General features: G+C 64.5%; 12 protein-coding genes. 7 read left to right on the top strand and 5 right to left on the bottom strand.

Translation table 11 applies throughout. From position 1 onward, the window contains the following. Positions 1–132 precede the first annotated feature (132 nt). Entirely contained in the window at positions 133–1026 is an 894-nt protein-coding gene (locus AC4BCN_RS21970) for a LysR substrate-binding domain-containing protein (protein ID WP_490491764.1), read from the top strand. Between the two features lie 51 nt (positions 1027–1077). Here AC4BCN_RS21970 and fucP read toward each other — a convergent pair whose 3' ends face one another. Further along, the gene (gene fucP / locus AC4BCN_RS21975) at positions 1078–2379 is read right to left on the bottom strand and encodes an L-fucose:H+ symporter permease (RefSeq protein WP_070301562.1); all 1302 of its coding nucleotides are present in this window, start codon (positions 2377–2379) and stop codon (positions 1078–1080) included. A gap of 436 nt (positions 2380–2815) precedes the next feature. Here fucP and AC4BCN_RS21980 point away from each other — a divergent pair, with 436 nt between their 5' ends. Further along, entirely contained in the window at positions 2816–3049 is a 234-nt protein-coding gene (locus tag AC4BCN_RS21980) for a DUF3563 family protein (RefSeq protein ID WP_080698581.1), read from the top strand. Between the two features lie 109 nt (positions 3050–3158). After that, complete coding sequence (locus AC4BCN_RS21985; RefSeq protein WP_490491765.1) at positions 3159–3686, top strand: NADPH-dependent FMN reductase; 528 nt, start codon at positions 3159–3161, stop codon at positions 3684–3686. Positions 3687–3744: 58 nt separating this feature from the next. Here AC4BCN_RS21985 and AC4BCN_RS21990 read toward each other — a convergent pair whose 3' ends face one another. The 4 genes from AC4BCN_RS21990 to AC4BCN_RS22005 all read right to left on the bottom strand — a co-directional run bounded on the left by AC4BCN_RS21990 (position 3745) and on the right by AC4BCN_RS22005 (position 8491). Further along, a complete protein-coding gene (locus AC4BCN_RS21990) occupies positions 3745–5451 on the bottom strand; it encodes a lactate permease LctP family transporter (RefSeq protein ID WP_319992970.1) in 1707 nt (568 codons plus the stop codon). A 93-nt stretch (positions 5452–5544) separates the two neighbouring features. Beyond that, positions 5545–6990 (bottom strand): LutB/LldF family L-lactate oxidation iron-sulfur protein, encoded by a 1446-nt coding sequence (locus tag AC4BCN_RS21995; protein ID WP_490491766.1) that lies wholly within the window; start codon positions 6988–6990, stop codon positions 5545–5547. Further along, positions 6987–7703: a LutC/YkgG family protein gene (locus tag AC4BCN_RS22000; protein WP_490491767.1), complete on the bottom strand. Its 717-nt coding sequence runs from the start codon at positions 7701–7703 to the stop codon at positions 6987–6989. The genes AC4BCN_RS21995 and AC4BCN_RS22000 overlap by 4 nt, the downstream gene beginning before the upstream one ends. Then, positions 7700–8491 (bottom strand): (Fe-S)-binding protein, encoded by a 792-nt coding sequence (locus AC4BCN_RS22005; protein WP_034752112.1) that lies wholly within the window; start codon positions 8489–8491, stop codon positions 7700–7702. The genes AC4BCN_RS22000 and AC4BCN_RS22005 overlap by 4 nt, the downstream gene beginning before the upstream one ends. A gap of 152 nt (positions 8492–8643) precedes the next feature. Between AC4BCN_RS22005 and AC4BCN_RS22010 the strand changes: the two genes are divergently transcribed. The 4 genes from AC4BCN_RS22010 (at position 8644) to AC4BCN_RS22025 (ending at position 12992) form a co-directional block, all read left to right on the top strand. After that, a complete protein-coding gene (locus tag AC4BCN_RS22010) occupies positions 8644–9345 on the top strand; it encodes a FadR/GntR family transcriptional regulator (protein ID WP_230519025.1) in 702 nt (233 codons plus the stop codon). An 81-nt stretch (positions 9346–9426) separates the two neighbouring features. After that, positions 9427–9840, top strand: coding sequence for a hypothetical protein (locus AC4BCN_RS22015; RefSeq protein ID WP_338679370.1), 414 nt, complete (start codon positions 9427–9429; stop codon positions 9838–9840). 240 nt (positions 9841–10080) lie between these two features. Then, positions 10081–10872 (top strand): TorF family putative porin, encoded by a 792-nt coding sequence (locus AC4BCN_RS22020; protein ID WP_338679371.1) that lies wholly within the window; start codon positions 10081–10083, stop codon positions 10870–10872. A 56-nt stretch (positions 10873–10928) separates the two neighbouring features. Then, positions 10929–12992 carry a methyl-accepting chemotaxis protein gene (locus AC4BCN_RS22025; RefSeq protein WP_338679372.1) on the top strand — a complete coding sequence of 688 codons (2064 nt, stop codon included), beginning with the start codon at positions 10929–10931 and terminating at the stop codon, positions 12990–12992. Positions 12993–13067 lie beyond the last annotated feature (75 nt).

Here is a 13067-nt window from a genome sequence, read left to right on the forward strand (position 1 = left end):
TCAAACTGGATGGCTGTCATACACCAGCCCCATAAGTGGAATCAGTATAAAATCGCGGTCACATGCATGGCATGAATTAATTTCGTCACATCCAGTCGATATTTTCATGCCTTGCCAACGCCGAGCACCCTCGTGGATATCCGTTCCCTGCGCTATTTCGTCGAAACCGTGCGTCTGTCGAGCTTTACGCAGGCGGCCGAATCGCTGCACCTGACCCAGTCCACCATCAGCAAAATGGTGCGCCAGCTGGAAGATGAAGTGGGCGCGCAGCTGCTGGTGCGCGACGGGCGCAAGCTGACCCTGACGGACACGGGCCGCATCGTCTACCAGCACGGCCAGGAAATGCTGGCGAACATGCGCCAGCTGACCCTGGAAGTGCGCGACACCCAAGCCTTGCAGCGCGGCAGCCTGACGGTGGGCATCCCGCCCATGATCAATGTGCTGTTCACACCTGTGTTAAAAGCCTTCCGCGCGCGCCACCCGCACATCAGCCTGACGCTGCAGGAAGACACGGGCCAGCAGATCGAGCGCCAGGTGGCGGCCGGCGAACTGGAAATCGGCATGACGGTGCTGCCGGCAGATCCGGAACTCGATCTCGTGGCCGTGGAAGTGGCCAACTACCCGATCTGGGCTCTGGCCGAGCCGGGCACGTTCCAGAAAAACCGCACGACCCTGCCCTTCAAGGCGCTGGCCGAATTGCCGCTGGTGCTGTTAAAGGATGATTTCGCCCTCACGCGCAGCCTGCGCCAGCATTTCGCGCAAGCGGGCTTCGAACCGCGCATTGCCGCGCAGAGCGGCCAGTGGGACTGGCTGGTGGCGATGGCCTCGGCGGGCCTGGGCGTGGCCCTGCTGCCCGAGCCGTTCATCCACCGCCTGGCCGGCGAACCTCTGGAGGCCGTGCGCATCGTCGAGCCGGAGGTGGCGTGGCAGGTGGCACATATCTGGAGCGGGCGCTATCTGTCGCACGCGGCGCGCGCCTGGCTCGAGGTATGCCAGGACGTGCTGGGTACGCAGTTCGCGCACTGACGTAAAAAAGGGTGGCCGAGGCCACCCTTTTGCTTGATCACGCCACCTTGCTTACTTGGCGCTGTCGTTGTACATGCTGGCGTACTTCCAGCCGAAGTACAGAATGAAGGTGTAGCACAGGGCCGGCACGAGGAAGGACAGTTGCAGGTTGATGTGGTCGGCCAGGAAGCCCTGGATGAACGGCACGATGGCGCCGCCGACGATAGCCATGCAGAGGATGCCCGAACCTTGTCCCGTTTGCGCACCCAGCTTGTTCAAGGCCATGCTGAAGATGGTCGGGAACATGATGGAGTTGAACAGGCCGACGGCGATCAAGGCCCACATGGCCGTGTGACCGCTGGAGAACACGGCGACGAGGATCAGCGCGATGACGACGGCGGCATTGAAGGCCAGCGTCTTGCCCGGGCTGACATAGCGCATCACGGCAAAGCCGACGAAGCGGCCCAGCATGGCGCCACCCCAGTAATAGCTGACGAAATAGGCGGCGTCGGCGTGGCTGAGGCCCGCGATATGGCTCTCGCCCAGGAAGTTGATCAGGAAGCTGCCGATGCTGACTTCACCGCCCACGTACAGGAAGATGGCCAGCGCGCCCAGCACCAGGTGGCGGTGCGACCAGATCGAGACCTTGTGGCCATCGTGCGCCAGGGCGGCGGCATCGTCGGCATGCGAAATCTTCGGCAATTTTGCCAGCGCAAACAGCACGGCCAGGATCACCAGGGTAGCGGCCAGCACCAGGTACGGGCCTTGCACGGAGGCCGCTTCCTTGGCGCGGTAAGCCAGTTGCTCGGCCGCCGGCAGCAGGTCGAACTGCTGCACCGTCAGCACGGTGCCCGACAAGATCAGCATGCCGCCCAGCGCAGGCGCCACGGTGGTGCCCAGCGCGTTGAACGCTTGCGTCAAGGTCAAACGGCTCGACGCCGTCTGCGGATCGCCCAGCTCCGTCACGTACGGGTTGGCCGCCACCTGCAGCACGGTGATGCCGGCCGCCAGGATGAAGAAGGACAGCAGGAACAGCGCGTAGCTGCCGGTCGACGCCGGGTAGAACATGGCGCAGCCGGCGGCCGCGATCAGCAGGCCGGCGACGACGCCGCGCTGGTAGCCGATCTTCTTGATCAGCATGCCGGCCGGCAGCGAAACGATGGCGTAGGCGCCAAAGAAGCAGAACTGCACCAGCATCGCCTGCACATACGTCAGGGTGTAGATCGAGCGCAGATGGGGAATCAGCACATCATTGAGCGATGTCAGCAGTCCCCACATGAAAAACAGCACCGTGACTATAATCAGGGCGCCTGTATTGTTTTGCGTGCCGGCCTGTGCGGACGGTACGCCCTGGCCTTGCTTTACGTATTCCATACCTTCTCCATTTTTCAATTCCAAGTTGATCTTGCCTGGCATGGAAGCGTTTCCATCCGGGCAGCACCAGGACACGCAAGCGCCACGCAGATATCAGCGTGGGCCATGACTGCCATCAGCAAAACAGGGGCAGGCATGGCGCTACTTGCGCGCGGCAGGCGCACGGCCGACCGTTTCTCGCCAAAATGATGTCTTGTGGGCGCGGCACGCCTGCGGGCTGCGTCAGAAAACAACATTCAGGACAAAACAGTCTTGTAGTAAAACTACGATACTGCGCCCGCATTATGCCTTAAAGCCCCGTATTGCGCAGCTTTCCCGCCTGTTATTCTAAAAATGAATAGCCGACATTTGAAATCAAAAGTAGCCTTATAACTTGGAATCGCTATACTTATATTGCAGTGCAGCACAACGCGGCACGCCACATAAGGAGTCTGCCATGTCTACCGCATTTACTTACCACACCACGCAAAACAGCAATATCGTCGCCACCCTGGTCCACGCCGCCAAACGTGTCGGCGCCTGGCTGAACCAAAGCAGCGACCGCCGCGAACGCGCTTACGAAGAAGCCTACCTGGCCGAATCGACGGACCGCTACGACCTGGAATACCGCATGCGCGAACTGGCACGTGCCAATCCGCAGCCAAGCTGGATGAGCGGTCTGAGCCGTTAATATTGCCGCAGTATTGCCGCAGTCCCCAGTCGCTCACCGGCTGTTGCAACATCGATAGCGCCATCCTGCTCGCCTTGCGCTTGAGCACAGGATGGGCTATACAGGCGGGATGCACACGCCCATTACCATTCTCGCCATCGCCGGCAGCCTGCGCGCTGCCTCGCTGAACACCGCCCTGCTGCGCGCCATCGCCGGGCTTGCACCACCGCCATTCGACATCCGCATCTATTCGGGACTCGGGCAATTACCGCTGTTCAATCCCGACCTCGATGCGGACAGCCTGCCGGCCGTGACCGGACTGCGCGACGCCATCCTGGGGGCCGACGTGCTGATGCTGGCCAGCCCCGAGTACGCACACGGCGTGAGCGGCCCCATGAAAAACGCGCTGGACTGGATGGTGGGAAATGAATCGTTCATAGACAAGCCACTGGTGCTGCTGAACGCCTCGCCGCGCGCCACGCATGCGCAGGCAGCCCTGCGCGAAACGGTGCTCACCATGTCGGCACGCCTGATCGACGACGCCTGCGTCAGCTTGCCCCTGCTGGGATCAGGTCTCGATGCCGAGGGCATCGCTGCGGACCCGGCATTGCGCCGGGCCATCCTCGCTATGTTGCAGTGCATCAGGTCATTTTCATGACCATCTGCACGTTTTACTGTCAATTCATCTAGTTTTACTACGTACTTCTACGGACCGCTCAATGCGGGATCATGCCCGTGAAGACGTAGGCCTGCAGCATGGTGATGATGCCGATGATGACGGCAAACAACAGGCTGTGCTTCAAGGTGAAGCGGAACAGGTCCGATTCCTTGCCCACCAGGCCGGTCGCTGCACAGGCGACGGCGATCGACTGGGGCGAGATCATCTTCGCCGTCACGCCGCCCGTCGTATTGGCCGCCACCATCAGGGTGTCGGACACGCCGATCTGGTGCGCCGTCGTGTTTTGCAGGGAGCAGAACAAGGCGTTCGACGAGGTGTCGGAACCCGTCAGGAAGACGCCCAGCCAGCCCAGGAACGGCGAGAAGAACGGGAAGGCGGCGCCGCTGCCGGCCAGCAGCAGGGCCAGGGTGGACGACATGCCCGAGTAGTTGGCGACAAAGGCAAACGCCAGCACCAGGCCGATCGACAGCACGGGACGGCGCAACTCCACGATCGTTTCCACAAACGCCTTCAGACCATCGCGCGGCTTCATGCGCAGCATCAACATCGACAGCACGGCCGTCAGCAAGATCGCCGTACCCACGGCCGACAGCAGATCGAGCTTGAACACGGCGTCATACGCCTTCGGCTCGGCCACGATGGGCATCGTCTTCATCACCAACTTGTCGAGGTAAGGCACGTGGATCTTGATGACCAGGCTGGACAAGGCGCCGCCGGCGGCAAACAGCGCCTTGAAGCCGGGCAGGCTCCACACGGTGACGATGGCCGTCAACAGGCCGAACGGCGCCCAGGCGCGCATGGTCTGCGCCATCGTGTAGGGCGAGGCGGCGCGGTTGCCGCCACCGCGCACGGCCGCAGCACCGCCCGCACCGCCAAAGCCGGACAGCGCTGCCGTGCCGCCGCCGACGGCATGCGCCACTTTCGCATTCTTCGGCTGCCACACTTTCAGGAACAGGGTCAGCGACACCAGGCTGACGAGGGCCGAGGTGATGTCCGGCAGTTCAGGGCCGATATGGTTCGATGTGAAGTACTGGGTGACGGCAAAGCTCAAACCCGTCACCAGCGCGGCCGGCCACACTTCGCGCACGCCGCGGAAACCATCCATCATGAACACCAGCCAGAACGGCACCAGCAGCGACAGCAGCGGCAACTGGCGGCCCGCCATGGCGCCGATCAGGAAGGGGTCGATGCCCGTCACCTGACCCGCCACGATGATGGGGATGCCCATGGCGCCGAAGGCCACGGGCGCCGTGTTGGCGATCAGGCACAGGCCCGCCGCATACAGCGGGTTGAAGCCCAGGCCCACCAGCAAGGCCGAGGTAATCGCCACGGGCGCGCCGAAGCCGGCCGCCCCTTCCAGGAAAGCGCCGAAAGCAAAGCCGATCAACAGCACCTGCAGGCGCTGGTCGTCCGTGACGGACAGCACGGAGGCGCGGATGATGTCGATCTGCCCTGTTTTCACGACGATCTTGTACAGGAAGACGGCCGTGACGATGATCCAGGCGATCGGCCACAAGCCGTACGCAAAACCGTAGCCGGCCGCCGCCAGCGCCTGCGGCACGGGCATGCCATACGCGAAGATGGCGACGGCCAGCGCCAGCGCCAGGGTGACGGCGGCCGCCACGTGTCCCTTGATGCGCAGCGCCGCCAAGGCGATGAAGAAGAAAATGATGGGGATGGCTGCCGCCAGCGACGACAGCCACAAGCTGCCGAGCGGTGTATAAAGTTGGGTCCAGGTTTGCATGTCGGGTCTCCTCCGGTGGATGCGGGTTAAGTGAAAAAACGGCTTTTGATGTAATTGTGTGTAGCGTGTTTTTTGCGGTGCTCCGGGATCGGGCTATTCTTCCTGCCCCCGTGCATTGAGCAGGTCGGCCAGGCTGCGCGGCGCCGGCGTCAATGGCTTGCGGTGCTGCGTCCAGCCCAGCTGCGCGCGCGGCGTCAGCAGGCGCAGCCGCGTGGCGGCCCAGCGGAACAGCCGGTAGCTGGCGGGGCGCGCGAAGGCGCCGCTCCAGAAGCGCCAGATCAGGCTTTCGCCGCGGCTGAACTTGGCGCCCTGCCCGCGCAGCGGATGGCTGACTTCCTCGTTCGGATTGCGGTTCGCTTCCGTGCGCAGGCGCACCAGCAGTTGCGGAATCGGAATGCGCACGGGACACACTTCGCCGCAGGCGCCGCACAGGCTCGATGCGGTGGCCAGGTCCGCCGTCGCGTCGAGTCCCAGCAAGTGGGGCGAAATGATCTTGCCGATCGGCCCCGGATACGTGGTGCCGTAGGCGTGGCCGCCGATGCGCGTATAGACGGGACAGTGGTTCATGCAGGCGCCGCAGCGTATGCATTGCAGGGTGGCGCGCAGCTGCTCGTCGGCGTAGGCCTGGCTGCGGCCGTTGTCGAGCAAGACCAGGTGCACTTCGCGCGGCCCATCTTTTTCACCGACAAGGCGCGGGCCGGAAATCAGGTTGAAATACGTGGTGATGGCCTGCCCCGTGGCCGAACGCGTCAGGAGGCTGGCCAGCGGGACGATATGTTCGAGCTTGGCCACCACTTTTTCCATGCCCATGATGGCGATGTGCACGTCCGGCACGGACGTCGTCAAGCGGCCATTGCCCTCGTTTTCCACCAGCCACAGGGTGCCCGTGTCGGCCGCCGCGAAGTTCACGCCCGACAGGCCGATATCGGCGTCAACGAAGGCCTGGCGCAGGGCGCGCCGTCCCGTCTGGATCAGGCTGTCGACGTCTTCCGTGTAGGGCGCGTCGGGGATATGCTCGGCGAACAGGCCGGCGATGTCGGCCTTCGTCTTGTGAATGGCCGGCATGACGATATGCGACGGCTTTTCGCCCGCCAGCTGCACGATGTACTCGCCCATGTCCGATTCCAGGCACGTCATGCCGCGCGCTTCCAGATAATGATTGAGCTCGATTTCCTCGCTGGCCATCGACTTGCCCTTGATGAAGCGCGTCGCCCGGTTCCTTTCGGCGATGGCGTGGATGATGGCGTTGGCCTGCTCGCCATCCTCGGCCCAGTGCACCTGCACGCCGGCCGCCGTCAGCTTGTCTTCCAGCTGCACCAGCAAATCGGGCAGGCGCGCCAGCGCGTGCCGGCGCACGGCTTCGCCGATGTCGCGCAGGCGTTCCAGTTCGTCGCCGTCGGGGAATTGCGTCTTGCGCTTGTCCTGTAAAAAATCCATGGCGCCGCGAAAGCTCTGGCGCAGTTTCGGGTCGTCCAGCGCGGCGCGGGCGCGCGCATGGAAATCAGCCGGCTTGACGAATTGCAGGGGCTTGGCGTTCATGGCTGCCCCCCTTCATGGGCGGACAAATCATCGATGATCAGTACCCACAGCCAGCGCGGGCCGTGCGCGCCATAGGCCAGCGTTTGCTGGATATCGGACGTTTTCGAGGGACCGGACACCAGCACCAGGTTGGCCGGCATGCCGTCCGCCCAGCGCTCGGCGCGCGCCGCCGCATGCAAGTCCACGTGCAGGGTGCTCGCATACACGAGGCAGACATGCAGGGGTGGCGCCAGGGACACCGTGCGCGGCGTGGCCGCATCGGGTGCGATGACCAGGGTTCCCGTGGCGGCGATGCCGGAACGCGCGATGGTAAAGCCCGCATCGACGGTGTCGAACAGTTCACTTTTCCACTGCGCCAGCGGACGCGCGAAAGACAGCGTCTCCACCTCGGCCGGCAAGGCGGCGCGCAAGGCCTGCCCTTCGGCGCTGCCGGTATCGAGCAGTAAACGCCGCACGCCGTGTTCGCCGAGGCGCTGCGCCAGCAAGGCGGGCCAGGCCTCGCTACTGATGCAGTAGACCTCCGCATGCGAAGCGCGCAAGGCGGCCTGCATGGCGGCGATCCTGTCCCGTGCCGGCAGCGGCGCGGCGGCGCGGCGCGCCAGGTAGTGCTGGTCGATCGCCGTATCGATGGCGCCCACCGCTTCGGGTGCGGCGGGCGCGGCGGCGCGCAGGCGTCCCAGCATGCGTTCGCGGGCGGTCAGGATCGCGCTCATGCCGCGCCTCCCGTGCGGCGCCACAAAAAGCTGGCCATATGCTCGACGGGTAGCGGCGCGCCCTGGTGCTGCGCGGCGTGGCCGATATTGAGCAGGCAGCCGCAGTCGGCCGAGACGAGCCGGTCGCAGCCTGTGGCGCAGGCCGAGGCGATCTTGTCGCTGACCATGGCGCCGGAAATATCGGGATGCTTCAATGAAAACGTGCCGCCAAAGCCGCAGCATTCCGATTCGCGCTGGTGTTCGATGCGCGTCACGCCGGGCAAGGCGTCGACCAAGGCCATGCCGTGGGTGCGCGTACCCATTTCGCGGCGCGCGCCGCACGAGGTATGCAGCACCACGTTTTCATCGGCCTGCGCGGCGGCGCCCATGCCGGCCAGGTCGAGCTGCAGCACGCAGACGAGAAATTCGCTCAGTTCATACACGCGTTCGGCCAGTTCTATCGCCTTGGGGCCGGCGACGGGGTCGTCCTGGAACAGCTGCGGCCAGTGGTGGCGCATCATGCCGGCGCAGGAACCGGACGGCACGATCACGGGCCACGGCTGCGCAAACAGGTCGAGCTGGGCGCGGGCCACGGCGCGCGCCTGTTCCGGATTGCCGCTGCTGTAGGCGGGCTGGCCGCAGCAGCTCTGGCCGCGCGGATAATGCACGAGCAAGCCTTCCCGCTCCAGCAGGCGTACGGCATCGAGGCCCGCCTGTGGCACGAACAGGTCGACCAGGCAGGTGGCGAACAGGTACACCTGCGGCGGTGGCGATGGATAGTGGCGTGGCTGGCGCGGGTCTGGCTGCATGCGTTGTCTCCCCGGCGCTCTGTGTGTTGCTGCGGCGCCGCTGTGTGTTGTTAAGAATGACCGGTTCACGCATAATTCCAGCTTCCGCAAGCCACTTCAAATTGCTCGGACCACTTTAAAACAACACCGGAAAGACATCGATGGCGACAGGCATGCAAACGCGGGGCAGGGTCGAGATGGTGATGCGCAGGCTGGAAACGGCCCTGCTGGACGGCAGCTTGCCGGCGGGGGCGCAGTTGCCGGCAGAACGCCTGCTGGCGCAGCAATATGCAGTTTCGCGCAACACCGTGCGCGAAGCGGTGCAGCGTCTGGCGGCGCGGGGCCTCGTGCGCAGCCGGCGCGGCGCCGGCGTGTTCGTGACGGATCAATTGCGCACCGGCATGGCTTCGCCGTGGAGTCAGCTGGTGGCCGACCACCCCGCCCTGCGCGACGACATCCTGGAATTTCGCCGCGTGCTGGAAGGGGCGACGGCCTACTTTGCGGCGCAGCGGGCCAGCGGGGACGAGCGCGCGCAGATCATGGCGCTGCTGGCCGAGCTGGAACAGGCGCGCGCCAGCGACGACAAGCACGGCGAGGCGCAGGCCGACGCGCGGCTGCATGAAGTCATCGCCCAGGCGTCGCACAACACCATGTTTTTGCACTTGCACACCAGCATCATCGGCATGCTGCGCGAACACATCACCATCAATGGCACGGGCTTGCGCCAGCAGGACGACGCCACTTCGCTGCACCTGCTGTCGCAGCACCGCACCCTGTGCGTAGCGATCTGCGCCAGCCAGCCCGAGGAAGCGCGCACGGCCATGCAAAGCCACATCGATTTCGTGCGCACGCGCGTCACCAGCGATGACGATTGAGGCCACTGGTAGGACCAGTACCTGCGCACAGCGGACGCAAAAACTGCTACCATCGCGCGCCGCCAACCGATCCATCCTGCCATGACCGTCCTCGCCCACACCCATCCGCTGGTGCTCCAGCTGGAAAACGACTTGCTGCCCCTGTTTCGCGCCGCCCTGCCACCACTCTCAGCCGCCGCGCCACGGGCGCTCGCCTCTGTCTTCGCCTTTTCCAGCGGCACGGCCAGCGCCTTCCAGGATTATCACTTCGGCATTTCCTGCCTGCTCGCAGACGTGCCCGACGATGCGCCGGAAGAAGTAGCCCTGCTGGTCAGCGTCACGGGCCTCGATGCCGGCGCACGGCTCAGCGCCCAGGTCGTTTGGGGCCAGCCATCGGGCCAGGTGGAAATGCAGGCCGAACTGCAGGCAGATGACTTGCCAACCCTGCATGCCGCCCTGCCCGGCTTGCTGGCCGGCTTGCAGCAGGCAGCCAGCCGGGGCGCACCAGCAAGATGACAGGTGCATGAAAAAGTGCCAGGAAACAACAACTTACGCTTTCCTCTACGCAACTTTGTTGACTTCCACTAGCCCCAGCCCCTATCCTTTCAGTTACGTTTGGTGAGAATGTGTGCGTGTTCATGCGAGCATGCAAGCGGCATCGCCTTGCCTCCCAAAAAGTCCATTCCGCATTTTTATTGCAACCATCAGGGCAACGCGCCTGAACGGCCGCTGCCAGCAAATACGGAGCTGACTGCCATGCCATCGCACCACCATTTTCCTGCAACACCATTGCTCGGCTGCCTCCTGCTGCTGGCCGTCCTGCCCGTGCAGGCGCAGACCACGGACAGCCCCGCCGCCACCTTTACCGCCAATGCCAGTCTCACATCGCAATACATCTCGCGCGGCTTTCGCCAGACCTGGGGCAAGCCGGCGCTGCAGGCGGGGGCCGACTATGCGCACCCGAGCGGCTGGTCGCTGGGCACGTGGGCGTCCACCGTCAGCGACCGCTATATCGAGGATGCGACCATCGAATGGGACGTGTACGGCGGCTACAGCGGCACGGTCGGTGAACTCGGCTACAGCGTGCTGGCCTACTATTACAAGTATCCGGGCGCCGTCTACCGCGCCACGGGCGTGAAGTACGACTATGGCGAACTGTCGCTGGGCCTCAGCTACATGATGCTGTACGCCAAGTACAACCGCACGGTCACGCCGGATTTCTTCGGCATCACCAATGCGCGCGGCACGGGCTACCTGGACGTGGGCGCGAATGTCGACCTGGGCAATGCCTGGACCTTGAATCTGCACGCCGGCAATGGCCGGGTGGCGGGCACGGGCAATGCCATGTGGAACTGGCGCGACGCCAAGATCGGTGTCACCCGGACCTTCGACGGCGGCTGGAGCGCCAGCGCCGCCGTCACGCGCGCCTGGGGCGCCACCGATGCCTACGACCATTACACCTTGGGCATCCCGAATGCGGCCGGCCAGTTCGACATGTCGAACCCCGCCGCGACCACCCTGGTCGTGGCCATCAGCAAGACGTTCTAGGCGCGCCCCCGCGACGCCCATGACACCAATACCCCTCCCCATCAAGGAACAGCATCATGCAACTCTCACTGAACAGTAAAATCTGCGTCGCCGCCACCGCGCTCGCCATCCTCAGCCTCGGCGTCACGGCGGCCGTGATCGGCTACAAGAGCAGCGCGAGCGCCGAAGCGGCCGCGCTGGACCTGGCGCGCACATCGGCGCGCGAAGTGGCCGGCGCCTTGCAGGCGCGCATCGCCAGCAACCTGTCCAGCGTGTCCAGCCTGGCCGGCGCCATGCGCGGCACCAAGAGCGCCAGCCTGCCCCTGCAGCGCGAGCAGATCAATGAACTGACCAAGGCGACGTTGACCAGTTCGGAAGACTTGCTGGGCTCGGCCGTGACGTGGGAGCCGAACGCGCTCGACGGCAAGGATGCGGATTTCGCCAACCAGAAGCCGTACTACGACGCCAGCGGCCGCTTCATGCCCTACTGGACGCGGGGCGCCGGCGGCAAGCTGCAAGTCGAACCCATCGTCTTCGACCCGAAACCGGGCGCCAACGACTGGTATGACGTGCCCAAGCGCACAGGCAAGACTTACTTTACGGAACCGTACATCTACCCCGTCGATGGCAAGAATGTACTGATGGCCTCGCTGGTGGCGCCCATCATGATCGATGGCAGCTTCAAGGGCGTGGCCAGCGCCGACTTCATGCTTACGCGCCTGGCGAAAATCCTCGCCGACCTGAAAGTGATCGAGGGCGGCAAGCTGGCCCTGATCTCGAACGGCGGCCTGTACGCGAGCCACCCCGTGCCCGAGCGGCTGGGCAAGAAGGCCGACGACGTGCCGGCCGCCGGCCTGGAAAAGGTGCGCCAGGGCCAGGCGTATGAATACGAGGACGACAACGGTTACATCCATTTGCTGCAGCCGCTGCAGATCCACCCCGATATCGCGCCCTGGAGCGTGGAGCTGAATTTCCCGAAAAGCGTGGCCACGGCCTCGGCGCGCGACCTGATGATCTACACCCTGATCGTCGCCCTGTTGTGCGCGGCGGCCACGGCCGGTATTTTGATTCTCGTCGTCAACCAGCTGACGCGCCCCCTGCGTACCCTGGGTCGCACCATGACGGACCTGTCGAGCGGCGACGCCGACCTGCGCGTCAAGCTGGAAGTCAAGGGTACCGACGAGCTGGCCGTGATCGGCAAGGGTTTCAACGCCTTCGTGGAAAAGATCCACGCCGTGCTGCTGCAAGTGCAGGCCAGTGCCGACAACGTGGCCCGGGCCAGCGCGGAAATTGCGCAAGGCAATAACGACCTGTCGGCCCGCACGGAACAGCAAGCCAGTTCACTGGAAGAAACGGCCGCCTCGGTGGAAGAGCTGACGGGCACGGTCAAGGAAAACGCCGACCATGCGCGCCAGGCGAATCAACTGGCCGCGTCCGCATCCAGCGTGGCGCAAAAGAGCGGTGAAGTGGTCGGCAAGGTTATCGAGACGATGACGTCGATCAATGACTCGTCGAACAAGATCGTCGACATCATTTCCGTTATCGACGGCATCGCCTTCCAGACGAATATCCTGGCCCTGAACGCGGCCGTGGAAGCGGCGCGCGCAGGCGAACAGGGCCGCGGTTTCGCCGTCGTCGCCACGGAAGTGCGCAACCTGGCGCAGCGCTCGGCGGCCGCCGCCAAGGAAATCAAGCTGCTGATCGACGACTCCGTCGGCAAGGTGGCGGCCGGCAGCAAGCTCGTCGACGAAGCGGGCGCCACCATGGAACAGGTGGTCGACAGCGTGCGCAAGGTGACCGCCATCATGGCCGACATCAGCGTCGCCACCACCGAGCAAAGCGACGGCATCGCCCAGGTCAACCAGGCGCTGGCGCAAATGGATGGCGTGACGCAGCAGAACGCGGCCCTGGTCGAGGAAGCGGCAGCCGCCGCCGAAAGCCTGCAAGACCAGGCCAGCCACCTGGCCGAGGTGGTCAGCGTGTTCAAGCTGGGTGCACTGCAGCAAACGACGCCGCAGGCAATGCCGGCGGTGAAAAAATCAGCGCCGCCGCCAGCCAAGCGCCTGAGCGTTGCCAAGCCGGCGCCCGCGGAAAGAGCGCAGGCCAAGGCGCCGGCCGGCGATGATTGGGAAGAGTTTTAAGCCTGTCTTGCCAGGCGGCTGCGAGTGCCCTTGATCTATATCAAGTCACGAATACATTCGGTGAGAATTGCCCCT

This window comes from Janthinobacterium sp. Bl 1, from assembly GCF_058215535.1.

Excerpts from the sequence above, each read along its gene's own strand:
- fucP (WP_070301562.1), bottom strand. The coding sequence starts at position 2,379 with ATGGAATACGTAAAGCAAGGCCAGGGCGTACCGTCCGCACAGGCCGGC.
- AC4BCN_RS21980 (WP_080698581.1), top strand. The coding sequence starts at position 2,816 with ATGTCTACCGCATTTACTTACCACACCACGCAAAACAGCAATATCGTC.
- AC4BCN_RS21985 (WP_490491765.1), top strand. The coding sequence starts at position 3,159 with ATGCACACGCCCATTACCATTCTCGCCATCGCCGGCAGCCTGCGCGCT.
- AC4BCN_RS21990 (WP_319992970.1), bottom strand. The coding sequence starts at position 5,451 with ATGCAAACCTGGACCCAACTTTATACACCGCTCGGCAGCTTGTGGCTG.
- AC4BCN_RS21995 (WP_490491766.1), bottom strand. The coding sequence starts at position 6,990 with ATGAACGCCAAGCCCCTGCAATTCGTCAAGCCGGCTGATTTCCATGCG.
- AC4BCN_RS22000 (WP_490491767.1), bottom strand. The coding sequence starts at position 7,703 with ATGAGCGCGATCCTGACCGCCCGCGAACGCATGCTGGGACGCCTGCGC.
- AC4BCN_RS22005 (WP_034752112.1), bottom strand. The coding sequence starts at position 8,491 with ATGCAGCCAGACCCGCGCCAGCCACGCCACTATCCATCGCCACCGCCG.
- AC4BCN_RS22010 (WP_230519025.1), top strand. The coding sequence starts at position 8,644 with ATGCAAACGCGGGGCAGGGTCGAGATGGTGATGCGCAGGCTGGAAACG.
- AC4BCN_RS22015 (WP_338679370.1), top strand. The coding sequence starts at position 9,427 with ATGACCGTCCTCGCCCACACCCATCCGCTGGTGCTCCAGCTGGAAAAC.
- AC4BCN_RS22020 (WP_338679371.1), top strand. The coding sequence starts at position 10,081 with ATGCCATCGCACCACCATTTTCCTGCAACACCATTGCTCGGCTGCCTC.
- AC4BCN_RS22025 (WP_338679372.1), top strand. The coding sequence starts at position 10,929 with ATGCAACTCTCACTGAACAGTAAAATCTGCGTCGCCGCCACCGCGCTC.